Genomic DNA, 23,368 nt, shown 5'->3' with positions numbered 1-23,368 from the left:
GCAGGACTCAGAATGCGCTGAAATAACAATTTAGAGGTAGCTTGGGTATAGAAGACGAGGGAATGCATGTGAAAGTACTTGTAGCGATAAAACGTGTGATTGATCCTTACGTGAAAATCAGGGTGAAAGCGGATGGCTCAGGGGTTGAAAAGAGTAATGTAAAAATGACCATTAATCCCTTTTGTGAAATTGCGGTCGAGGAAGCGATTCGGTTGCGTGAAGCAGGCTATGCTGATGAGGTTGTCGTGGTATCAGCCGGTGACTCTCAGTGTCAGGAGCAACTACGAACCGCATTGGCATTAGGTGCTGATCGGGCTATCCATATTGATTCTCCCTCTGAACTTGAACCGTTAACTGTCGCCAAATTATTGCAGGCTGTGATGACAAGTGAAATGCCCCAGTTGGTATTGTTAGGTAAACAGTCTATTGATACCGATAACAATCAGGTTGCCCAAATGCTGTCGGCATTAACACAGTATCCGCAAGGCACATTTGTCTCAAAGCTCGCCTTTGATGGAGAGGAACGTGACGGTGTCACTGTTACCCGAGAGATCGATGCAGGGTTAGAAACCTTGCGCTTGTCATTACCCGCCATTATTAGTACTGATCTTCGGCTTAATACGCCACGTTATGCCTCTCTGCCAAATATCATGAAAGCCAAAAGTAAACCTTTGGATGTGGTCACGCCAGATGCACTGGGTGTTGAGATTCACCAGCACCAAATGATCCTTGATGTCTTTACCCCTCCAGAGCGTCAGTCTGGTGTGCGGGTTCACTCGGTCGAGGAATTAGTGGATAAGCTGAAGAACAATGAAAAGGTGATCTAATGACGATTCTTGTGATTGCAGAACATGATAATCAGGCCTTGTCAGTGGATACGCGTAAAGCGGTTGGAGCGGCTTGCAGCTTGGGTGAACCCGTCGACGTATTCGTGGCCGGTTATCAGTGTGCGGATGTGATTTTGGCGGCGGCGAAAGCAAAAGGGGTGAGTCGGGTATTGTGGGTTGATCACGGTGTTTATCAGTATCCATTGGCAGAGAACCTATCGGTTTTAATTGCAGACGCTGCCGATAGTTATACTCATATCATTGCAGGATCGACCACCTTTGGTAAGAATTTACTGCCGCGTGTCGCAGCCTTGCTTGATGTTGGGATGCTGTCTGATGTGATCACAATAGAAAGTGAAGACACCGTTGTTCGTCCGATTTATGCCGGTAATGCCTTAGTGAGGGTGAAGTCAAATGATCCCATTAAGGTGATCAGTATTCGTAGTTCAGCCTTTGATGCGGTTGAGATGGTGCCAGATCCTGTTGCGACGCAAGTTGCCTTGGATAGCGTTATCGCTAATGAACAGTCGTGCTTTATGGGGTGTGAAGCTATCCCCAGTGAGCGGCCAGAGCTCTCTGCTGCACACGTTGTGGTCTCGGGAGGGCGAGGCCTGGGTAGCAAAGAACATTTCGCAATGATTGAGCAACTGGCAGATAAACTCGGAGGCGCGGTGGGCGCTTCTCGAGCTGCGGTCGATGCTGGTTTTGTTTCAAATGATTTACAGGTAGGCCAGACGGGTAAAATCGTCGCGCCAGAGCTGTATATCGCCGTCGGCATTTCCGGGGCTATTCAGCATCTGGCAGGAATGAAAGATGCAAAAGTGATCGTCGCGATTAATATTGATCCCGATGCCCCCATTTTCGAGATTGCAGATTACGGTTTGGTGGGTGACTTATTTCAATTGTTGCCTGAGCTGATTGACGCTGTTTGATCACCCTAAAATCTGCCAGCCATGCTGTTCAGCCATTGCTAACAGCTCAGCTTCTTCAATTCGCTGTTCATTGACCAGCCATTCAATAAAGTTAGTGACAGCGTCACTTTCAACTGTGGTCTGGTAGATATACTCCCAACTGCTGCTTGTCACAATGGTTGCGTGTTGAGGCAGTTTTAAATATCCCTGTTTCAGTTCATGGACCACCAGCATGAGATCGGTAATGGCGACACCTTGTCCGGCAAAGCAGGAGGTAAGTGCCATATCAAGCGTATTAAATGTCAGCCCTGCCTGATTGATTTGATCACCTCGTCCATTGCGATCTAGCCATGTCTGCCAGTCACTCTTATCTGGGCTGGGATGCAGACGAGGGAAGGAAAGTAACGCATTGATAGAGATTGGCTGCTCATTTTTCGTCAGTAGCGCAGAATAGACCGGAGCCAGATATTCGTTACGGATAATTTGTTGTTGGTCGTGGTCTACCAATGCGTTCGGCATATTATAAATGGCAATATCATAGTTATCATCTTCCAGCTTAAAGTCTTCATTGTTGTGACCTAGACTTGAGAGCAAAATAATATCCAATTCAGGGTAGAGTGCTTTGAATGAATGCAAGCGGGGGATCAGCCAGCGTACGGCAAAACTCATTGCAACTTTCACTCTTAAGCTGCCATTTTGTTGGTTTTTAAGCTGACTAATGTTTTTATTTAGCTCGCTATACTGGCGGGTCAACAGCTGTGAGATTTCTTTTCCCGGGGCCGAGAGCTCAAGTGCTCTGTGGTGACGAATAAATAACGGAAACTCAAGATGTTCTTCTAGTTGGCGAATTTGTCTACTGACGGCACTCTGAGTGACATTTAGCTCTTGTGCTGCTCGAGTAAAACTCAGATGGCGCGCTGCTGATTCAAAGACTTTCAGGCCATTGAGCGATGACGGTAGGTAAGAATGCCTTTTCTTCATTAGAGATTCCTCTTCTTCAAACTGGATTCAGTATTCTTGCATGAGTTTAATGCATGCAAAGGTACTATAAATGTTGTTTGAATCACACTCTAATAAGTCCTACATTAGCCGGATATGTTGTATCCCCTTTTTGTAAGGACAAGAAATGAAGAAATTGATCAGCCTTGCTGTGCCGCTCATTATCTCGCAGCTGGTTGCCCAATTATTGGTATTTACCGATGTCTGGATGATGGCAAAGATGAGTATATTGGCAATCGCCGGTGGTGGCTTGGGGGCCGCGGTATACTCAATTATTTTTATGGTTGCTGGTAGTACTGTTGGCTGTGTCGCCAACTTAATCGCCATTTCGTATGGCAAGGCACAAAGCGCCCCTGAAAAAGGTGAGGTAGAAATAGGTATATCACTGAAAAGCGGTATATTACTGACAGTTATTATGACGCTTGCATTGCAACCTTTATTTTTCTTATTGCCTAATTTATTGCATGCAGCGAATCAAGACCCTCAAGCCGTTGTGATGGCAATGCATTATGTTGATGCGTTGAAATGGACGATGTTCCCTACATTGATGTTGCTGGTCTTGCGTAGTTTAGTCAGTGCCTTTGGCGATACTCGCTCAATCATGGTGATGTCACTGGCAACGGTTGTATTGAATGTACCATTTAGTTATTTTCTTGCATTCCACTTGGATATGGGGCTAGCCGGGTTAGGTTACGGCACCGCCTTGGCGGGCTTAATTGTGATGTTGGGCTACGGTTATTGGGTGTTTAGCCGTCCGAAATATCGCCGTTATAATCCTTTGAAACGGCTTAATGAATATAAGTTAGGCATTCTTCTGCCACTGCTGGCGATCGGTGTGCCGATTATGATCGCCACGATGTTAGAGCATGCATTATTTTCCACTGCCGCACTCTTAGCGGGTACGTTAGGGGCAGTGTCACTGGCTATTCATCAAATTGCGTTGCAGTGTTTAAATTTATCATGGAATATCGCATTCGGTTTTTCACAGGCGGCATCAATATTGGTCAGTCAGCACGTGGGCCGTCAGGAACCCGAAATGGTGAAACGGTATGCAAAACTGGGTTTATTGATGGTAACGGCTACCAGTGCAATTTTTGGTTTGCTAGTGAGTGTTAAACCTGAGTTTTTGACCACGATATTTAATGTAGAAGGCGATGCGCTGGCCACTGAGTTGGTTGCGGAGCTGCCTGGTGTGATGTTCATGGTCGCGTTATGTTTCGTGGTAGATGCCTGGCAACTGGCTGCGATCAGCATTTTGCGTGGGATGAAAGTGGTGAAGTCACCGACGATAACATCTGCTATTGGTTACTGGCTCATCGGTCTGCCATCGGCTTGGGTATTAATGCACATGATCGGACTAAGAGGGGTATGGGCCGGTTTGGGAATAGGTCTTGGTGCGACGGGTATTATGTTGGTGATCATTTTATGGCGAGAGCTGCGTAAGATGGAAGGTCGCATTGATCAGAGACAAGATCCAAACGGTACTGCCCATGAGGTTAGCTCTGTGCTGTTAACCTAGTTTTGATTTCGATACTCAAACGTACAAAAAAAACCGATGCGATTGATGCGCATCGGTTTTTTATTTCTCAAAGATATGATTTAGCGAAGGCGGAATACTTCGGTTTGCTTATCATTTTGTACATCACCGAAACTGCGAACAAATGGGCCTTGCTGACGTACTTCTGTGGGTAATTGGTCGATCATGTATTTTGCTTCTTCCTTGGTAGCGAAGTCGCCATAGATCACTGCATACCAGTGATTACCCTGACTCTTTTTCCAGTTAACCCAAATCGGCTGCTGGCCTGGGATGTGATTAATATAGTTCTTCACATCGGCTTGGCGTTCTTCCGTCAGTGCTAATACTTGAATCGTGAAGCGGTTCGGATTCAAATGTCCGTATGCTTCTTGTGTCGTCATGACACCGATACACTGACTTGCAGTATGCGTTGTATCTGTGCTTGAACAACCCGCGAGTAATAGCACGGCAACTAATGCAAAAATCTTTTGCATAAAATGTCTCCTCTCTATGTTCTTGTAATATGTAACTATGTTTTTATTTTTATGATGACGAGTCTATCAATTTAGGTAAGTGATTGATTCTATAAATACATCGTCAAGGCTTGTTTGCTCGTTATTAGAGCAACTCGCGTTCAAAATATAACCATTGCGAGATCTGATTAAAGTCAGACAGTGTAATTATTTGCTGCCAGTAGCGTGATATTTCATAAGATTGATTGCAGATTGTGCATTTATATTTGAAAAGTGAATATCTTAAGTGACTATTCTATAGGTTCTTTATTAAACTGTACATATATACAGTTAACTTGGGTATGCAGACAATGACGGCGATTCCTTTTTTTCTCGAAGCGGTAAGATGTGGCTTCCCTTCGCCTGCGGATGGTTATCAGGAGGAGTTAGATCTTGATAGTTATTTGATCCGTAATCCTAATGCAACTTTTATGCTCAAGGCTGCTGGTGATTCGATGGTGGGAGCGGGGATCTATGATGGCGATTTATTGGTTGTTGATCGTGCAGAGTCTGTGGTACCTGGTCGTATTGTGATTGTGCGCATCTATGACGAGTTTACCTGTAAGCGTTTGGTGCGCCATGATAATGCATGGTGGCTGAAAGCGGAAAATCCAGCATTTAAACCTTTTCCGATCCCGGAAGATGCTGAAATTTTCGGTGTGGTAACACGGAATATCCATAACTTGCTGGCGTGACGTAATGGCACAAATTAACGGTTATCGTGATCAAGTCTGGGCGCTGGTGGATGCGAAAAGCTTTTATTGTGCGTGCGAACAGCTGTTTGATCCTAAATTGGCGAATAAACCCGTCGTAGTGTTATCAAACAATGATGGTTGCTGTGTTGCACTATCAGAAGAGGCAAAAGCACTGGGGATCCAGCGTGGGGTTCCGTGGTTCAAAATCGAACGAGAAGCTCGGCGGCTGGGGGTTGAAGTCAGAAGTTCCAACTATACCCTTTATGCGGATATGAGCCGGCGTTTTATTGAAGAGCTTCATCATTTCTCGCCCTATGTTGAGCAGTATTCTATTGATGAAGCTTTTGTTCGGTTAGATGGATTTAAGTTAGATGGACTAACTCAGTATGGTAGTGACATACGTGAAACGATCTTTAGACATATCGGTTTACCCGTCAGGGTCGGGATTGGCGCGACCCCTACGTTAGCGAAGTTGGGCAATCAGGCGGCTAAGCGCTATGAAGGGCGGGTAAAAGGTGTGATTCAGATTGATACTGAGCATCGCCGTCATTGGTTACTTGAGCGCAGCGATATCCAGGATATTTGGGGCATAGGGGCGAAAACGGCAACCCGCTTACGCACTAGTGGTATTCAGAATGCATGGCAGTTGTCTGAAAAAAGCGCGCCTGATATGCGACGGCTATGGAATCTGGGTTTAGCGCGAACGGTATTGGAGCTACAAGGTGTGGCTTGCATTAATCCTGGAGATATTGATGAAAAGCGAAAGCAGATCATATCAAGTCGTAGTTTTGCTGCGGGGGTTAGTAAGCGGGATGAACTTAGGGCGGCTCTGGCTTTTCATTGTCAGCGAGCGGGTGAAAAACTGCGGCGGCAAGGCAGTCAGGCTTGTGTGGTTGGGGTGTTTTTACGCACAAACCGGTTTAAAGATTTGCCTCAGCATAATAAAAGCAGTGTCCGGGTATTATTGTGTCCCAGTCAAGATAGTTATAAATTCCTTGATTGTGCATTGGAGCAGCTTGATCAGCTTTATCGGCCAGGCTACGAATATCAGAAAATTGGGGTGATTTTAGATGAATTGAGTAATGCCAATAATGATCAATTTCAGTTTGATATGTTCGATACCAGTGCCGTGGAGGAAATGAAACGGCGTGATTTGATGGTGGTAACTGATCAGATGAATGCCAGATTCAAAAATGGAATTAAGCCCGCATCAGTCATTGGTTCGACAAATTGGCATATGCGACAGGCTTTTCGCTCCAATCGGTGGACGACGAGGATCGATGAGTTGCAAGTGGCTAAATGCTAAATGCTAAATACAAATGGAAAAGTATGTAACAACGTCATTATTAAATAGTACTAACTCAAGGAACAGATAAATTTAAGGTGAGTTATAGCTCGGAACTGAGTATTTTAAATTCATATTACTCAATAGGTTAGGTTTACTGTATGCGTCTTTCTGCTTTCTTTCGTTGTGCCATTCCCGGTGCTATCATGTTGACTGTTACAGGGTGTAGTACAGTATTACATACTGATGACGTATTGGCTTATCAAGTCAGTAACCCCATTTATCTTGACCGATATTATCAAGCCGATTGGTTTGAGGCCGATCAGCATAAACTTGAAGAAATTACTCTCCGCCAGTCAGATGGTCAGCTAAGTCGGGGTCTGCGTTTATCTGTAAAAGGCAGTCAAAATACCGTGGTTTATTATGGTGGTTCACCGTATCGAGAGAAGAGTAATGATATTGATATCATGGGGCAGTTTGCTTTCCTTGGCCTTAATGTCGTTACCTTCAAGAATCGTGGTATTGATAATGATGGTGAATGGCCGTCATTAGCGCAATTAAAACAAGATGCAGAGTCAGTTTATGATTACGTCCGTAAGTTGTATCCAGATGAATTTTTAATTATCCATGGTACTGCCATGAGTAGCTTCTGGGTTGCTGATATCGCAACGCAACAAGATGTACAGGCACTGGTATTAGAAGGGGCAGTGACAACGGTACAAGAGCTGGTGGATGAAAATAACAAGTTAGCATGGCTGCAGAAAGTTGATATAGCTGATGATCTTAATGCGTTGGATAATTATCAAACTCTTCAAGCCTTTGATGGGCCAGTCTTGTTACTTACAGCGGAAGATGATGCCGATGTACCTGCTGAATTAGCCGAGCGGTTATATGGAACATTGCCGACAATGAAGAAGTCTATCGCTCTGGTCCCCAATAGTGATGAGCAGGATTTATTACTCCATGATGACTCTCTTGCGGCTTATACGATGTTTATTCATAAGTATGGTTTTGAGTAATCTCAGCGGTGTTATAAAGCAGTTGTGCTAGTAAGATGTGTATTGAGAGTCCATTAACAATCATATAACAAAAGGTTATTTTATAGAGATAAAGTGAATTTCTGTTTATCTAAAACTAGATGATAATCACTGCAGATTAGTAAAGATTGATAGGCAGAAATATGTTTTTATGGATAGGGATTGTTGTCGGCTTATTGATTGCGTCGGCGTTTAATGCGGGATTAACCAGTGCGTTGTTTGATTTTTTCGCATTCTTAATTCTATTGATTCTTGGGGTACGAAGAGCAACCGCGTCCCATTCCACTAAAGGGAAAACCAGCATGCTTAATGAAAGCAATGAGCAATCGCCAGAGAAAATTGACCTCGCACCGTAACGAACGTTTTCATCACGGTGCGTTGAGTCGTTATCGAGATCTTGATTTCTTATTATCGCTGGTGGTCATTACGCAGTGTGTAAGATATAAGCCAACGAACTCCCACCAATAGAGACCCACAGTAAAAGACCTAGCAGCAAGGGTTTGAACCCAGCAGCGCGTAGCTTCCCAATGGTAATGCTAGAACCGATCAAAAATAAGCAGACGACCAGTAGACGTTTAGACGCAGTAAAAATAGCGTCATAAGCGGGCTGAAAATCCGGTAAAAAATGGGCGATCAAAATCGCTAAGCAATAGAAGACGATAAAAAAAGGAACCCCGATTTTTTTGCTATTGCCTTTAAACATTAATGCACTGAGAAACGCGACAGGAATGATCCACAACGCGCGAGCCAGTTTCAGTGTCGTTGCTGTTTTTAACGCCTCATCACCATAAGCTCCCGCAGCACCAACCACCGATGATGTATCATGAATCGCAATCGCAGCCCATGTACCAAAGGCGTGTTGGCTCATCTCGAAGAAATGCCCAATCACCGGGAAGATAAACAGTGCTATTGCATTGAGGACAAAGACAGTCGCTAATGCTAAAGAGATCTGTTCATCTTTTGCGTTGATTGCTGGGGCGACGGCCGCAATGGCACTGCCGCCACAAATCGCAGTACCTGATGCGATTAAGTGTCCGGTTTTTTGCTCGATACGCAGTGCTTTGGTGAGTACATACCCGAGCAACAAAGTACAAAAAATGGATGTAATGATCAGACCAAAGCCTTGCTTACTGGCCTCAATGGCTTGATCTAAATGGATCCCAAAACCGAGACCAATAATTGAATAGGATAATAGCTTTTTAGTTATCGAGGCTAAATTAAGCTGGGTGGGGACGATGCCGACAGTTGCAAGAGCAAAACCCAGCACTAAGGCAATAGGGGAGCTGATAAATGGCATCAGACAGATGAGGGCTACTGCGTAGTAGAGGAAATCTGACTTACGAGATTTAGCCAAAAAATTATGTAAAGAAGTCATTGAGAGTGGAAGACAGGAAAAGGATGACCATGATTATAAAGAGAAAAAAGGTTAAATGTGAGTTTAATATGCTGATGCCAGGGTTAAGGGTGACTTAACCTTATGTTCAATGATAAATAATATATATCATTGCATTACCTTGAGATGCAGTATTTTTCCCATTTTATCTAGTCATTTATTTTTTTATCCATCTGCCGGATGAGTTTTGGTAATAATGGCCCGCCTGAGTTTTTTCTACCGCTTTTTTATAAGCGAGATGGCTTACCTCCCGAACACTTAATCCGTGTGATACGGCGATTTTTTTGAATTTTGCGTTACGTTGGTTGTTCACCATGATGATCAATTGTCTTACTTCTTTAGACGGGATTGCTGTGGTAGCGGCAACAAAACCCGTATTGGCTTCACCAATCAAACCTTGAGTTTTAGCCTGCTGAAGATCTAATGCGAACGCATTGAAAGCGATGAAGCTAAAAATGAAGTATATCAGTAGACGTTTCATGGCATGCTCCCTGCCAGATTAAAAGACATCGCTGTCACTAAATAAGTCATCAATTTCCTGGTCAACTTTAATGCGAATTTCATGTTCAATTTTTACATTTAAGTTAACTTCAATAGGCTTATCCGGTGCGGTCACTTGAACGGTTGGGGTACAACCAGAAATGAAACCAACGGGTAACGAAATCACTATCACCAAAAGTATCGGAATGTAAGACAGCTTAAGTTGAATATCCATTAGCTACAACCTTGAAAGGGCTTTTTGTTTAAACGTATAAGCGCAATACAGCTACTCATCCACACCCATCTGCTTTAAAAACATACGTTCCAGCTTGGAAGCGTTAATCACACTTAATGTTTTTAGTAATGCTGGAATATTTTCTTGTATGCTGAGGTTTAAGTTCACTTGCCGTCCCGATAAAATATCAGGATTATGGCCTTTGAACGCCGCTCTCGCATTCATCTGTCCACTATTAGAGTAGTCTAGATCAACCTCCAACGTGTTGTAGTGATAGTTTTTGAGAATTTTACTGATCACCAGAAGGTTATTATTGCCCGCTGCTTCAATATTCTGATCGATGGCTGATCCTTCCTTGTACTTCAGAATCCCTCCGGGATAACGAGCTTGAAGTATGCCGTTTGTCACCACTGGCAAACCGTCGACAACCGCTAAAGGCAAGGTGCCATCCAATGTGCCTGTCATTACGATATCGCTGATGTCAATAGTGTCGATAAGTTTATCCAGCTTAATCCCATAGACCAAGAGAGGCATCGAGGGTATATCGGTTAAGCGTGAGGTGCGCACATTATGGACGCTGATTGCCCCCCCCATGAGATAGGCGTTGGCACGCTGCAATAGGTATAAAGGGGCTTGGGTGTCAAACTCGAACACGGCAAACAAGTTCTCAAGTAGTATTCCTGCATTGAGGTACCCGGCATGCAGACTGATAGGGTGAATTGTTCGGATCCCCTCTGGTGTGAAGGCGGTGGTAATGGACACATTGAGATCCGCAAAGTGTATGTTATGGATGTACCCTCCTAGATTATGGGTAAATAGAGCGATGTTTCCATGCCACTGATTGTTGGTTAATTTAATTCTGGATTCAACGCTGATGCTTCCTGTATAGAGATCGTACTGAACGGGGATCTTAGGCAGATAATGTTTCTTCAATGATTGTTCAGCTGTGAATTTCACCTCGTTACGATGTAACTTAATGTCAGCTTGTGATTGAGTAATGTTGTAGCCGATACTGAATAACAGCAGTTCAGTTTGCTTGGCAGTAAGTAGTGAGCCATCAATCCCCAATATACTGTTGTTGAGTGTAAGCTGACCGATTGATTGTAATTTTGGCAGGTGTTGTTTGTTTTGACTGAGCTTGAGACCAACATGGTAATTCGTTTCTAGTTTGGTTTGTAAGTGACTGTCAGAGGTTTTTATGCCTGAGGTCTTTGGGGTTGGGGATATTTTGTTAGACGTTATCTGATCGGATGATATAGGGGCAGACCGTTGTGCGGACACGAGGTTGAAATCTGAAAGCACTAGGGTGAACTGCCCAGTATACCGTTGAACGGGTAATTTGCTCTTTTTGTTTCGTTTCTGTTGAAGAGATTGTGATGTGTCATCGTTTATAACTTGTTGGGCTGATAGCTTACCATTTAGGGTTATGGCTGGTGTGCTCGTTGCTTCAATCGCCAGAGATTGTTGTGAATTTGGACTGAATGGTTGGCTGAACTGTATACGTTTAGCGTGTAATGATAGATCGTGTGCCAATGCTTCAGTCCATTTTTCACCGAAATCAAAGCGCATCTGACGAACGGTAATCGTATTGTTGTTCAGTGCCATATTTAGTACTTTATTTGACCAATCAACCTCAAGATCACTATGAAGGGCAATATCGTCGAGAGCGGTTGTCGCTACAGGATAGAGGTTATTTAATCTTACATCGATCTGTGATTTTGCGTTACAGTGTAACTGACTCGGGCTGTCATCTCGTTTGGTGACTGCTTTATCTGTTGCTGTATATGGCTTTGGTGATTTTGATGTCGATGTTGGCGATGTGGCTAATACTGGGAATATGCATTGTGCGTCAGCGAGTTTCATGTCTAACTCGCCAGTTAACTGAGGACTACCAATACGCAATCTTTCGATGTAATTACGGCTCGTTTTATTAACGGGTAAGCCGATTTTGATAATGCCATTATTGTACTCGGCGCTTAATGACAATGTGCCATCAGTCTGTAAAGTTAGTGATGAAATTGACCTGTCAGCGGTGTGATGATCATGCCGACTATCGGGGGAATGTGCAGTTAAGGCCGGATGCGTAAATGCAAACTGATTTAAATGAATATCAACCGTTTCAGGTAACGTGACCGTAATTTGATAGCTTGCCTGATCGACGTGCTGAAATTGTTTAATTGGTTGGTTTTGATTGCGATCGTTCAACGTAAGGTTGGTTTGCGTTGCGGTGACCGTAATAGGTTTGAAGAGAACGGCATGGGGTAACCCTATCAGTTTAAATTTATTAGCCAGGGCCTGAGGGTGTTTGAGGTTGGTATCACAAATAAGTAATTTAGGCAGTGGGCTCGAGAAGCTTACCTGTGCATGGCAATCCAAACTATTACCGTGATGACCTGTAAGAGTGGCGGACAATTTCGCCTCGCTCTTTCCTTTATGCTTGATTAATACATTTATATCGTAAGGGTCAGGCCCTAAGGCTCTACCTTTTAAATGAAATTTCGCCTGCCTATCAGGCTTGTTCATTCGAAATTTCGGGGTTTCAAGCACAACGTGAGATTGAATAATCAAGTTGCCATAGGTCAAGCTGCGAATGCGGAGTTTTCGAAAGGGTAATTGAGCCATACTTGCAATGGCTTGCCCTAAGTGTAGCCCTTGGTGGGTATCATCGAGTTTATCAATAAATTCTGGCAGGTGCAGAGGTTGGGCGAGACTAAGGCTATCCCCTGAAACCTTGATTGTGGTTGATGGTTGGCTTAAATCCATGATTAAAGTGAAGTCTTGACCTGACTGTTGAAATTGCGGGTCGATAGTTGGCCACTGAGGCTGGATATGAGCAATGTGCAGCGCAAGGGGAATATTGTTTCCTTGCCAGCTTATGGAAAACTGCGCTTGATTGAGCGTGATGGGGTAAGCGGTGGTATGAATATCTTGCGGTAGGAACAAGACAAATTCTGCATGATGGGCAACGCCCGTGATAGTGGTATAGGGGGCGGTTGTTAAAATAAGATTTAAGTCATCGATCTGTTGGGTAAAAGGCGCCTGATTACGTCGAGAAAAGCGGGCTGTCGCATGACGGGTATGAGCGCTAAAAACATAAGGTGGAGATAAATCTGTAAGGTTGAAGTGAATATCAGTAAACGTGATGGTGCTGAGCGAAAGATCTTGCTGCAGAAGTGCTTTCTGGATACTGGGTGTGAGATTAAGTTCCACAATGGGGGAGCGTAGCCGCCAGGACGTATCAGAAATGGCGCTGTCTTCATCAATAAAATGTTCAAATGTCAGGTCTTTTATCGTAAGGGTATTTTGATTAATGGCGATAGATAACTCACTGATCACCATTTTATGACCAAGACTGATCCCTGATATCGCATTGATAGTAATCCCTTTTGATGCCAACCAGAGTGGCAATACTATCGCTGGGATAATAAGCAGACAAAGTAAAAATATCAGTCCATACATAAACATCCGTACATATCGGCGTCGGCCGATAGTCGGTGGCATCGCTTGTTGCGACTTGGTTTGATGGGGTAAGGGCGTTAATTCGTTATCCATTAAATAATCAGCAGCATCTATCCATTTATCATCAGCAGTACCATTAAGCATAAACGCTGACTGAGAAGTTGACGTAAATATCGATTAAAGCAATTGTTTTTGATGCCGCAGGAGTAGGCGAAGCGCGATATTATTCTGATTGTAAAGTCATGAAATACTCAGCATAAAATATCGATAAGATAAAAAGTGACTGAATTGTCATTATTTTTTATTGTTTTTTTTCTGTGGTTCTCATTACAACCTGATCGCCGCTAGTAGTGAAAATGAAATATTTATCTACATATTTGCCATTACTTAGCAAAATCCTTTTATTGTACTAATTAGCTAGGTTGATCATTAGTCCTGAAACTGAGAAAAAGGAAGCTGCAATATGGATATAACAATAAAAACAGGAAAAAAACATGACAGACACAACACCAGAACAACCTGCTGCCAATAAACTATCCCGGCTTAAGGCATGTATTCACTCGTTAGGTCCAGGGATAATGATGGCAACGGCTGCCGTGGGGGGCTCGCACCTTGTTTCGTCAACTCAAGCAGGGGCGATATATGGCTGGCAACTTGCTGCGGTGATTTTATTAGTCAACTTGCTTAAATACCCGTTTTTCAGGGCTGGTGTGCAATACACCATGGGCACCGGAAATAGCCTGATTCAAGGTTATGATGGTATGGGGCGTGGCTATTTGTGGGTATTTACCGCGCTGAGTGTGATTTCTAGTGTGGTTAATACCGCCGCATTACTGCTATTTAGCGCGAGTTTACTGGGGTATTTTCTTCCCGTGACGCTGTCACTACCAGTGCTGTCTGGTATTGTTGTTATTGCTTGTTTGGCGATCTTAATTGCCGGTCACTATAAAGCACTTGATGGGTTATCAAAAATCATTATGGCAGTATTGGTTATCGCAACCGTCACCGCCGCTATGATTGCGGCGGGGAACGGCAGTGTTGCCCCTGCGGATTATCAATCACCCTCAGCTTGGTCTATTGCCTCTATTGGCTTTATCGTTATCATGATGGGTTGGATGCCAGCACCCATTGAAATCTCCTGTTTAACTTCTTTGTGGTTAAAGAGCCAGCGAAAAGAGCAGCAAGTCACAGAGCAATCTGCGTTATTTGATTTTAATGTCGGTTATATTGGTACGGCGATCCTTGCGGTGGTGTTTCTGGCATTGGGCGCACTTGTTTTACATGGTTCAGGTACAGAACTAAAAACGTCAGGGATCGGTTTTTCCCATCAATTAGTGAGTATGTATGCATCAACCATTGGCGAGTGGTCGCGGTATTTGATAGCAGTGGTGGCCTTCTTCTGTATTTTTGGCAGTACAATTACTGTGATTGATGGTTATGCGCGAGCATTGGCGGAGTCACAATTATTGTTACAGAACAAACCTCTGGGTCAACGTCGTTGTCATAACATTTGGATGTTGTTCATTAGTGCTGCTGCAATGGGGATCATTCTCTTTTTTAGTTCGGCACTGATGCCATTGCTGGATTTTGCAATGATTCTTGCGTTCATGACCACACCTGTCTTTGCTTTGCTGAATTACCAGTTGGTTTCTAATACCGATCTTCCGCCTGCATTGCAATGGTCGCAGAAAATGAAAGTGCTATCATGGATTGGTTTAACCTATCTATTTGGTTTTTTAGCTGTATTTATTTGGTGGAAGTGGTTGATGTAAGTGAGAGCAGTGGCCTGGAAGTTATAACTCGATAAAAAAAGGCCGGATACAGACAGGACGATATTGGTATATCATTGTGTATCCGGCAGATTCCATGTTACAGATATAATTATAAGAATTCTTTGTTAGTGCTATTTGCCTTATTATCGCCAAACAGGTGAAGGCAATTATCCTGCAAGAGCGGGTTCACTTACCCCTTGTTGCATTCTTTCTTCAGTACGTATCTTTTGTCGTTGGCTCGCAATGTCTACATTACTATTCAGTAGTTCAATGGCATCAAGTAAGGATTGATGGACGGTTTCTGTGTTACCCGCATCGACGGCGCATAAGGCACGAAAAAGCATTTTTTGAATGTGAGACAACTGTTTGTTCGCATGTTCAAGTTCAATAGACTCAATGGAGATAATCTGATTGAATCGCTGTATTGTGACTGCATTTGGCACAACGGCTCGGTTTGCCATCAGTTGTGAGTTACAGTGTTTAAGATAAGTAAGCGTTTGAGATAATGATCGAGAAGCGTGTTCCATTACAAAATTCCTTGTTAAGACATTCTCGCTGAAATGATCACGCTGCTGTTGTCTGTTTATACAAAGCGCGTCATTTTTGATCTTGCTTTACGTTCTCAGTTGAATCTAGTGCATTGAAAAAGAAGGAATATTGGCGTAGATCAATTTCATGTGAATATAATGGGAAGACGTGGGTTGTTTTAATCAATAATATGACTAACTTATCATCTCAGTTAGAAATTTTACGGGGATTATACGTGTTATAGTGAATAGATATTCTGTGATGTGAATAAATCGTGCTATGCCGTTTATGTTGCTTTCAAAGATTAGGAGAATACGTGAATAAATTACTGTCTTTTGAGGCATTGATGGTACTTGATGCTATCGATCGGCGCGGTACGTTTGCTGCTGCTTCTGAAGAACTCGGTCGTGCGCCGTCATCTTTGAGCTATCAGGTGCAAAAACTTGAACAAGATTTGGATTTAGTGATCTTTGATCGTTCTGGTCATAAAGCGGTGTTTACCAAAGCCGGGCGGTTATTATTGGACAGAGGCCGTATATTACTGACGGCGGCTGATGAAATGATTTCAGATGCCAGTGCGCTTGCCCATGGTTGGGAACTCGATATTACCATCGCTTATGATGGTCTGGTTAAGCTTGAACATCTCCTCCCGTTAGTGGAAGGGCTTGGCAAACAAAGTAAAACACGACTTCGATTTCGTGAGGAAATTTTAGCCGGGAGCTGGGAGGCATTAGCGCAAGATCGGGCAGATATTTTAATCGCATCCACACACAATATGTCACCGACCGATTTGAAAATTAAGTCGCTTGGAAAGATTAAAACAGTGTGGGTTGCGCACCCCGATCACCCTATTCACCAACATGCAAATCCATTAGACCCAGCGGTTAGAACGCAATATCGCGGGATAGCAGTGGCCGATACAGCCAGAAATCTACCGCCAATAACCTACAATATTCTCGACGAACAACCATTACTGACGGTAAGCACCATGAGTGACAAACTCCTCGCTTTAAAAGCAGGCTTGGGTATTGCGACCTTGTCATATAGCTATGCGAAAGAGGCGATAGAATCCGGCGAGTTGGTGGTCATTGGCGACGCGCCTGCATACGAAATTGAGATCGTTATGGCGTGGAACCGAAGTAGTATGGGTAAAGCAAAAAGCTGGTGTATTGAGCACATCGAGAAGGTGTGGAATAAGTATTATTAGGTGATGTGGGCCAGCACGTCCCTACGGATTTAAACAGGCTGCTAAGGTGGACATTCACCTGTTTATTTGTCCTGAATCGTACGTGCTGGATTTCATTGGCTATGGTTGCTGGTGGCTTGACTCCAACGGGAGTTGCATTTCAACAACACCATCTTCCATCTGAATATCAATATCAAAGCCCACTTTTTGTGCCAGCATGATCATGCCTCGATTTGCAGGCATCGTCATACCGGTAATACGTTGTAGCCCCGTTTCTCGGCAATAACGGATGATCTTATTCATCAGAATTCGCCCGAGTCCAACACCTTTGAGATCAGAACGAACTAGGATGGCAAATTCCGCATCGATGTTATCGGGATCAGAGAGAGCGCGTGTGACACCAATAATGGATTCTTCTAACTCGCCATAGACATTCATTACCTCACGGGTCGCCACAAAGGCCATTTCACGGTCATAATCAATTTGAGTGAGGTTCGCGAGAGCTTCGTGATTCAATTCACCCACGTCAGAGAAAAAACGTTTATAAAGATCGTCAACTGAAACTTGCGAAATAAATTGCGCATGCTTGGGTTCATCTTCTGGCAGAATGGGGCGTAGCAGTATCATACTGCCATCTTTCAGGGTAACGTGTTCTTCATACTCTTTGGGATAGGGTCGGATAGCTAATCGCTCAGCTTTATTGCCTTTAAATATAGCGATGGTCATTGAGGCATCAATCACGGTCATCTCATTGCCTGAAGCCAGTAAAGGATGGATATCAAATTCTTTGATTTCAGGACAATCAATGATGAGCTGTGAGATTTTAACCAGTAGCTTACACAGCGCGGGTATATCAATACGATCTGGCAAGCTACGCTGTTTAATTTTGCCGGTTTTGATGGCATTGATGACCATATAGCGTGCAAGCGCCATGTTTAAGGGGGGGATCGCAACGGCTGCGTCTTTGTGAATGTCCCATTCGGCGGCATCTTCACCCAATAAGATCACCGGGCCAAAAACAGCATCGTTATGAACTGAAACTCTTAACTCCTGTGCGCCAGCGCGTTTGGCCATACGTTGAACGAGCAAGCCATCGATACGCGCTTGAGGATAATCAAGTGAAACACGATCTAGAATAGCTTGCGCGCCATTGGCAACTTCAGTGGCATTACGAAGATGGAGTAAGACACCGTGTACTTCTGATTTATGGCGAATATCTGGAGACCGTAATTTTATCGCGACAGGGTAGCCGATCTGCTCGGCTATGTGGGCGGCTTCAGCTGGGTCCTCAGCGATCCAGGTTGGTAACGTCTTAAACCCGTAGCTTTCCAGCACCGGTCGAACTTCATGGGTTTCGAGATGGCAAATGCCTTGTGCCAGTAAATGATTAACGACGTCATGTACATGGCGAGGATTTGCTTGGATTTCACCATAAGAAACAGGGGTTTCCATCAGCTGTTTCTGGTTGCGTCGATACTCGACTAAGTGCATGAAGGCGGATATTGCGCTTTCTGGTGTTCGGTAAGCTGGGTAACCCGCTTCAGTGAATGTGTTTCTCGAGCGTATCGCTTCATTTTCGCCTGCCCAGTTGGTTAAAATATTAAACTTCCGACTCCTAGGATGATTGTTAAGTACATCAACAAGGCGTTTTGCTGTAGCGTTACCGGGCGCTATTGCAGAGGGGGAATGCATGATGAGCAGCGCATCAAAATCGTCGCTATCAAGCAGAATATTGACCGCTTGTTCGTAGCGGGTGATATCGGCATCACCGATAATGTCGATTGGGTTTGCGTGTGACCAGCAAAAGGGCAGCACAGCATCAAGTTTAGCGATTGTATTGTCACTGAGTTGCGCCAATTTTCCGCCGCGATCGGAAAGCGCATCAACAGCCATAATGGCAGGGCCACCGCCATTGGTCAGTATGGCTAAACGCTCACCCCGAAGCGGTACAGAATGCGCGAGTGTTTCTACTGCAGCAAATAGCTCATGGGTGTTATTAACACGGAGCATCCCCGATCGTCGTATTGCGGCGTCATAGACGGCATCTAGCCCCGCAGATCCGCCTGTATGTATGGTAGCGGCAGCACTACCAGCTCTGGTTCGGCCACTTTTAACCACCAAAATACGTCGATTCCTTGCAGCAGCCCGTGCTGCTGACATAAAACGACGTGCATCTTTTACAGAATCAATATAGAGCAAAATAGCTTCTGTTTTACTGTCGCGGCAAAGTCTATCAAGTAGTTCAGCGAAATTGATGTCACAGGCATCCCCAAGAGAAAGAAACGTAGAGAAGCCGATGTTTTTATTTTTGGCCCAATCAAGAATAGTGGTGCATACCGCCGCTGACTGAGAAATAAAGGCAATATTGCCTCTATTGGCAGCTATGGGTGAAAAAGAGGCATTTAGATTAAGCCAAGGTAAGATCAACCCGATACTATTGGGGCCGACAAGTCGCATATTGTATTGTTTAGCGATTGCAAATATCTGATCCTCTTTCGTTGTACCATCGCTGTTGTAGAGGGTGTTCATACCTGCAGCCAGTACGATCGCAACTTTGACGCCTTTTTCACCTAATTGTCGAATCACTTCCACGTTCCGGTGAGCGTTTGTACACACAATGGCAAGATCAGGAACTCGTGGCAGGCTATCGATGGTGGGATAGGCTAGAACACCTGCAACGGCATCATATTTAGGCGTGACAGGCATAATTGGCCCATGAAAACAGCCCGATAATAGATTCCGGATAACAACATTACCTGCCCGTTCGGGATTATTAGACGCACCAATTACAGTGATAGATTGCGGTTTAAGAAGTTTGTCTATTCCGTCCATGGCTCGACTCTTTTATTGGGCAATGCCAAGAGTGTAACGAATGCTAGAGCGAGTTTCTGACTATCTTGCAGGAGCTGTGATCAAGGACTAGATATCAAGAGTGTAACAATATTTTTAGTAAGCAACTGATGTCCTTATCAGTTGCTAGCAGGCTAAAGGCAAGAGAGCGGGATTAAATCTGATAACGAGATTTATCACCAATATCGTAATGAAGCGGCATGCGCCATTTGGCAAAAGCGGCGACGGCAAGCAGAATGGCCCCGGACATACTAAAGGCAATGCTAATTTGATCCTGACCGAAAACAGTACAAAACCAAAAGCCAGCCAGCGCTACCGGTGTGAGTAATAACGCTTTGACCTGGAAACAAAAGTATTCTTTGATGGCTAACGCACTAAATGCAAACAGGGCTGCACCTAATGCGAGTGGTTGCCAGAGCCCTAAGAGTAGCCATACGGAAGCAAACAGTCCGCTCCCGAGGATCAGCCAACGAAAGCGCTTATCATAAATGTGAACGGTCGTGGTGGCGAGCAACGCGGTAATGACTAATGCCGTCGTTGCAAAGTGTGGCTCCCATGCAACAATGGACATAATGCCTGCAGAGGCGGTAAGCGCAGAGCGATACAGTAAGACAGTTAATCTGTCTAACATATCAAGTTCGCTCTGAATATGAGGATCTGCCATGATGGGCTCCTATCGATAAGCAGTATGATCGTAAAGGAGTATATTACGCTGTTTTGATGTGACGTAGGACAGATAGTTATTGAATTATCTTGAAGTTAGGCTTGAATGGCGTAAATTCAGACGGCAAAATAGCACAAGAATTTCAATCTGGCAGAAAATGATGAAAAAACTAGCCGTATTAGCCGTAGCTACGGTATTAGCGGGATGCGCATCGGATACACAATTAACGCAGTTGGTTAGCTCTTCATCTGAAGAAGTGTATAGCGGCGGGCAGAGTGAGACGATAATTAACAACGACGACTTAACCGTTTCGAAGAACATTGCAGAAAGTGAAGTAGTGATTCAAGATCAAACTGTTGAGGCCACGCCAGCGAAGAAAACGCAAGTACTTGTTAACGATCATGTTGAACAACCAAAGCCAGTCATTTACAAATATGCTGAGCCTTCACAAAGCGGTTATACTATTCAGGTATTAGCGCTAAGTCATAATAAAGGATTTACTAACTACGTTAATAAGTTGCCGTCAGATCAGCCTGTATGGATGAATGAAAAAGACTTACATGGTGTACCATGGTTTACTTTGTTATATGGACATTTTGATACCAAAGATCAGGCTCGCCGTGCATTAAAAGCACTGCCACAGGATGTGCTGGACTTTGGGCCATTTATTCGAGATTTAGCCGTCATTAAAAAATCGCCGAATCCGAAGCTTACAAAATTACACTAACTAAACAAATCACTCGTATTAAAAGCAGCTAATAAGGCTGCTTTTAATATATTTTCATCAGGGGCATGAGTCTCTCGTGCAGTAAAAACAGAGTTAAAGGCTTAATCAAGCGGATTTGTTGGTTTTATGCCCAGCTTAAGCAAAAATCATTGCAAGAATTCGAGAATCTAAGCGATATGTGGTGCCATCGTGCGCCATTTTTTATTACTATTAGCTCAGATATTCAAGCAATATAATGTTGCTGTCCTAGGCGGCCAGTGACTAAGACAAGGGATGATAATGAGCTCAATCCATGTATTACTACTTTGTGGCGGCGGTGCAGCTGAACACGAAGTTTCTCTCGTATCTGCAAATTTTGTTGAGCAAAATCTTCAGCAGATTGATGGTATTCGCTATACCCGTGTTGAAATGAAGTCAGATGGCTGGTTTAACGTGGAAGGCGTTCCATGTCAGCTGAACCTTGATCGCAGTTTATTAATTGGTGATGACCGCATCAATATTGATTATGTGATTCCATGTGTTCATGGTTTTCCAGGTGAGACGGGCGATCTACAATCTTTCCTTGATATGGCAAAATTACCATACTTAGGCTGTGGTGCTGAAGCAAGCACGAACTGCTTTAATAAGATCACGTCTAAGTTGTGGTTTGATGCATTGGAAATTCCCAACACACCTTATGTTTTCCTGAGTGAAAACAGTGAAGCGGCTCATTTTCAGGCGGAAAATGCACTGGCTAAGTGGGGGACGATTTTTATTAAAGCTGCTTGTCAGGGATCATCTGTTGGTTGCTACCGTGTAACGGATAAAGCAGCCCTTGCTGATGCCGTGAATGCTGCGTTTACGTATTCAGAGCAAGTGCTAATTGAAAAAGCCATTAAGCCTCGAGAGCTTGAAATTGCGGCATATCAATACGGTGACGAGTTGGTCATTACTAAACCTGGCGAAGTAACATGCCCTGATGACAAATTCTATAGCTATGAAGAGAAATACAGTGCGGACAGCCATTCAACAACGATGGTTGAAGCTACGAATTTAACGGATGAGCAAGTTGAATTGCTGCGCGGCTACGCACGTAAAGCGTTTGTGCATCTGAAACTTAAAGACTTATCTCGTATCGATTTCTTCTTAAGTGAAGATAACGAAATTCTACTTAATGAGATTAATACCTTCCCTGGTATGACACCCATCTCTATGTTTCCGAAAATGCTGGAGAATCATGGCCACAGTATCAAGATATTCCTTGAACTGGCCATTAAAACAGCTATAAAATAACAAAAAAGCCGGGATAAATTATCCCGGCTTTTTTTGTATATACTAATGCTATGAATTGATCGTTATTGGTTCCTGAATCAAGCCACTTAAACGGTTCAATGCGTCAGAATCCGAAGGGAAAAATGCTCACAGAAGAAGAAAAAACGTATCATTTCAAGCGATTACAAAGTCGAAATTATAAGGCTTCACTATTGCTAGAGGGGATACACCTTGACCCAACAGAGAAGCCTCAAAAGCATGGTATGCAAACAGAGGCCAAGCTGATAGCGGAATTAAAAGCACGATATGCGAGATAAGTACGGTGTAGACCATGATCCTGATTGTTACCCTGGCACGAATGTGCTGATAAACTGCTTATCAATCCAGGATGAAGCGAAGTTAGAAGCGGCAGAGCGTGACTTTACTCGTGTTCGTGCTCAACACTTTGACCCCGCTTTCAATCAGTTCACATTTGCCTATTTGCAACAGATACATTTTACACTGTTTCAAGATCTTTACTCTTGGGCAGGACAACCTCGACAGGTCGATATCACCAAAGGGGAGACGCGTTTTTGTCATTGGAAAAACATTGAACGTGAAGTTAACAAGTTATTAGGGCAACTTGAGAAAGAGGATTTTCTTTGTGATCTAGCGCTTAGCGAATTTATTGAACGCATTGCGGATTACTATTGCGAGCTCAATGTTATTCATCCGTTCCGTGAAGGGAACGGTCGAGTTCAGCGGATATTTTTTGAAATACTGGCTATTAACGCTGGCTATGAAGTTTGTTGGGAAGGAATCAATCTCAAAGAGTGGGTTGCCGCAAACCAAGCGGGTTACTTTGGTGAACTACAACCCCTTGAGCACTTGTTCAAACGTATCACGGTACCGATTGATCACGATAAAGGCTATGGTGAACATTGGAATGATGCTCCTCAATAGTAGTTAAAAGCCGATTGTGACTAATAATATAAGACGCTAACGCACTATAACTAATTGTATGAAGTTTACTAATATCCAATATCGAGAACACTAAACATA

Annotated in this window: 22 protein-coding genes; 13 read left to right on the top strand and 9 right to left on the bottom strand. The window is 43.8% G+C overall.

Annotated features, from left to right (window positions below; genetic code table 11):
* The first annotated feature begins 68 nt into the window (after nucleotides 1–68).
* Both L4D12_RS02950 and L4D12_RS02945 read left to right on the top strand, forming a co-directional pair.
* Nucleotides 69–827: an electron transfer flavoprotein subunit beta/FixA family protein gene (locus L4D12_RS02950; protein WP_428446326.1), complete on the top strand. Its 759-nt coding sequence runs from the start codon at nucleotides 69–71 to the stop codon at nucleotides 825–827.
* Nucleotides 827–1,759: an electron transfer flavoprotein subunit alpha/FixB family protein gene (locus L4D12_RS02945; protein WP_428446325.1), complete on the top strand. Its 933-nt coding sequence runs from the start codon at nucleotides 827–829 to the stop codon at nucleotides 1,757–1,759. Before L4D12_RS02950 ends, L4D12_RS02945 begins: the two co-directional genes overlap by 1 nt.
* On the opposite strand, the gene L4D12_RS02940 is transcribed toward L4D12_RS02945, so the two are convergent.
* On the bottom strand, nucleotides 1,760–2,719 hold the full coding sequence (locus L4D12_RS02940) for a LysR substrate-binding domain-containing protein (protein WP_428446324.1): 960 nt from the start codon (nucleotides 2,717–2,719) through the stop codon (nucleotides 1,760–1,762).
* A gap of 145 nt (nucleotides 2,720–2,864) precedes the next feature.
* Between L4D12_RS02940 and L4D12_RS02935 the strand changes: the two genes are divergently transcribed.
* Nucleotides 2,865–4,256: an MATE family efflux transporter gene (locus L4D12_RS02935; RefSeq protein WP_428446323.1), complete on the top strand. Its 1,392-nt coding sequence runs from the start codon at nucleotides 2,865–2,867 to the stop codon at nucleotides 4,254–4,256.
* Between the two features lie 80 nt (nucleotides 4,257–4,336).
* On the opposite strand, the gene L4D12_RS02930 is transcribed toward L4D12_RS02935, so the two are convergent.
* Nucleotides 4,337–4,747: an SPOR domain-containing protein gene (locus L4D12_RS02930; RefSeq protein WP_428446322.1), complete on the bottom strand. Its 411-nt coding sequence runs from the start codon at nucleotides 4,745–4,747 to the stop codon at nucleotides 4,337–4,339.
* 329 nt (nucleotides 4,748–5,076) lie between these two features.
* Here L4D12_RS02930 and L4D12_RS02925 point away from each other — a divergent pair, with 329 nt between their 5' ends.
* The 4 genes from L4D12_RS02925 (at nucleotide 5,077) to L4D12_RS02910 (ending at nucleotide 8,138) form a co-directional block, all read left to right on the top strand.
* Nucleotides 5,077–5,460 carry a LexA family protein gene (locus tag L4D12_RS02925; protein ID WP_428446321.1) on the top strand — a complete coding sequence of 128 codons (384 nt, stop codon included), beginning with the start codon at nucleotides 5,077–5,079 and terminating at the stop codon, nucleotides 5,458–5,460.
* A 4-nt stretch (nucleotides 5,461–5,464) separates the two neighbouring features.
* A complete protein-coding gene (locus L4D12_RS02920; RefSeq protein ID WP_428446320.1) occupies nucleotides 5,465–6,766 on the top strand; it encodes a Y-family DNA polymerase in 1,302 nt (433 codons plus the stop codon).
* A 140-nt stretch (nucleotides 6,767–6,906) separates the two neighbouring features.
* On the top strand, nucleotides 6,907–7,764 hold the full coding sequence (locus L4D12_RS02915; protein WP_428446319.1) for an alpha/beta hydrolase family protein: 858 nt from the start codon (nucleotides 6,907–6,909) through the stop codon (nucleotides 7,762–7,764).
* Nucleotides 7,765–7,925: 161 nt separating this feature from the next.
* Nucleotides 7,926–8,138, top strand: a complete 213-nt coding sequence (locus tag L4D12_RS02910) for a hypothetical protein (RefSeq protein WP_428446318.1) — start codon at nucleotides 7,926–7,928, stop codon at nucleotides 8,136–8,138.
* A gap of 68 nt (nucleotides 8,139–8,206) precedes the next feature.
* Here the strand turns inward: L4D12_RS02910 and L4D12_RS02905 are convergent, their stop codons facing one another.
* The 4 genes from L4D12_RS02905 to L4D12_RS02890 all read right to left on the bottom strand — a co-directional run bounded on the left by L4D12_RS02905 (nucleotide 8,207) and on the right by L4D12_RS02890 (nucleotide 13,493).
* Complete coding sequence (locus L4D12_RS02905; RefSeq protein WP_428446368.1) at nucleotides 8,207–9,079, bottom strand: YeiH family protein; 873 nt, start codon at nucleotides 9,077–9,079, stop codon at nucleotides 8,207–8,209.
* A gap of 253 nt (nucleotides 9,080–9,332) precedes the next feature.
* Nucleotides 9,333–9,656 (bottom strand): YdbL family probable chaperone protein, encoded by a 324-nt coding sequence (locus tag L4D12_RS02900; protein ID WP_428446317.1) that lies wholly within the window; start codon nucleotides 9,654–9,656, stop codon nucleotides 9,333–9,335.
* Nucleotides 9,657–9,674: 18 nt separating this feature from the next.
* Nucleotides 9,675–9,890 carry a YnbE family lipoprotein gene (locus L4D12_RS02895; RefSeq protein ID WP_428446316.1) on the bottom strand — a complete coding sequence of 72 codons (216 nt, stop codon included), beginning with the start codon at nucleotides 9,888–9,890 and terminating at the stop codon, nucleotides 9,675–9,677.
* Between the two features lie 51 nt (nucleotides 9,891–9,941).
* Entirely contained in the window at nucleotides 9,942–13,493 is a 3,552-nt protein-coding gene (locus tag L4D12_RS02890) for an intermembrane phospholipid transport protein YdbH family protein (RefSeq protein ID WP_428446315.1), read from the bottom strand.
* A gap of 350 nt (nucleotides 13,494–13,843) precedes the next feature.
* Between L4D12_RS02890 and L4D12_RS02885 the strand changes: the two genes are divergently transcribed.
* Complete coding sequence (locus L4D12_RS02885) at nucleotides 13,844–15,121, top strand: NRAMP family divalent metal transporter (RefSeq protein ID WP_428446314.1); 1,278 nt, start codon at nucleotides 13,844–13,846, stop codon at nucleotides 15,119–15,121.
* Between the two features lie 167 nt (nucleotides 15,122–15,288).
* On the opposite strand, the gene L4D12_RS02880 is transcribed toward L4D12_RS02885, so the two are convergent.
* Nucleotides 15,289–15,648, bottom strand: a complete 360-nt coding sequence (locus L4D12_RS02880) for a hypothetical protein (protein WP_428446313.1) — start codon at nucleotides 15,646–15,648, stop codon at nucleotides 15,289–15,291.
* A gap of 317 nt (nucleotides 15,649–15,965) precedes the next feature.
* Between L4D12_RS02880 and L4D12_RS02875 the strand changes: the two genes are divergently transcribed.
* Nucleotides 15,966–16,856, top strand: coding sequence for a LysR family transcriptional regulator (locus L4D12_RS02875; protein WP_428446312.1), 891 nt, complete (start codon nucleotides 15,966–15,968; stop codon nucleotides 16,854–16,856).
* 99 nt (nucleotides 16,857–16,955) lie between these two features.
* Here L4D12_RS02875 and L4D12_RS02870 read toward each other — a convergent pair whose 3' ends face one another.
* Nucleotides 16,956–19,667: a bifunctional acetate--CoA ligase family protein/GNAT family N-acetyltransferase gene (locus L4D12_RS02870; RefSeq protein WP_428446311.1), complete on the bottom strand. Its 2,712-nt coding sequence runs from the start codon at nucleotides 19,665–19,667 to the stop codon at nucleotides 16,956–16,958.
* Nucleotides 19,668–19,839: 172 nt separating this feature from the next.
* The gene (locus L4D12_RS02865) at nucleotides 19,840–20,349 is read right to left on the bottom strand and encodes a DUF2301 domain-containing membrane protein (protein WP_428446310.1); all 510 of its coding nucleotides are present in this window, start codon (nucleotides 20,347–20,349) and stop codon (nucleotides 19,840–19,842) included.
* Nucleotides 20,350–20,506: 157 nt separating this feature from the next.
* Here L4D12_RS02865 and L4D12_RS02860 point away from each other — a divergent pair, with 157 nt between their 5' ends.
* The 4 genes from L4D12_RS02860 (at nucleotide 20,507) to L4D12_RS02845 (ending at nucleotide 23,269) form a co-directional block, all read left to right on the top strand.
* Entirely contained in the window at nucleotides 20,507–21,076 is a 570-nt protein-coding gene (locus L4D12_RS02860) for an SPOR domain-containing protein (protein WP_428446309.1), read from the top strand.
* Nucleotides 21,077–21,355: 279 nt separating this feature from the next.
* On the top strand, nucleotides 21,356–22,348 hold the full coding sequence (locus L4D12_RS02855; RefSeq protein WP_428446308.1) for a D-alanine--D-alanine ligase: 993 nt from the start codon (nucleotides 21,356–21,358) through the stop codon (nucleotides 22,346–22,348).
* Between the two features lie 98 nt (nucleotides 22,349–22,446).
* On the top strand, nucleotides 22,447–22,644 hold the full coding sequence (locus L4D12_RS02850; RefSeq protein WP_428446307.1) for a YhfG family protein: 198 nt from the start codon (nucleotides 22,447–22,449) through the stop codon (nucleotides 22,642–22,644).
* Nucleotides 22,634–23,269: a putative adenosine monophosphate-protein transferase Fic gene (locus L4D12_RS02845; RefSeq protein WP_428446306.1), complete on the top strand. Its 636-nt coding sequence runs from the start codon at nucleotides 22,634–22,636 to the stop codon at nucleotides 23,267–23,269. The genes L4D12_RS02850 and L4D12_RS02845 overlap by 11 nt, the downstream gene beginning before the upstream one ends.
* The last annotated feature ends 99 nt before the right edge of the window (nucleotides 23,270–23,368 follow it).

Source organism: Photobacterium nomapromontoriensis, assembly GCF_050336815.1.
GTDB classification, from domain to species: domain Bacteria; phylum Pseudomonadota; class Gammaproteobacteria; order Enterobacterales; family Vibrionaceae; genus Photobacterium; species Photobacterium nomapromontoriensis.
This window is presented reverse-complemented; position numbering and strand designations above follow the sequence as displayed.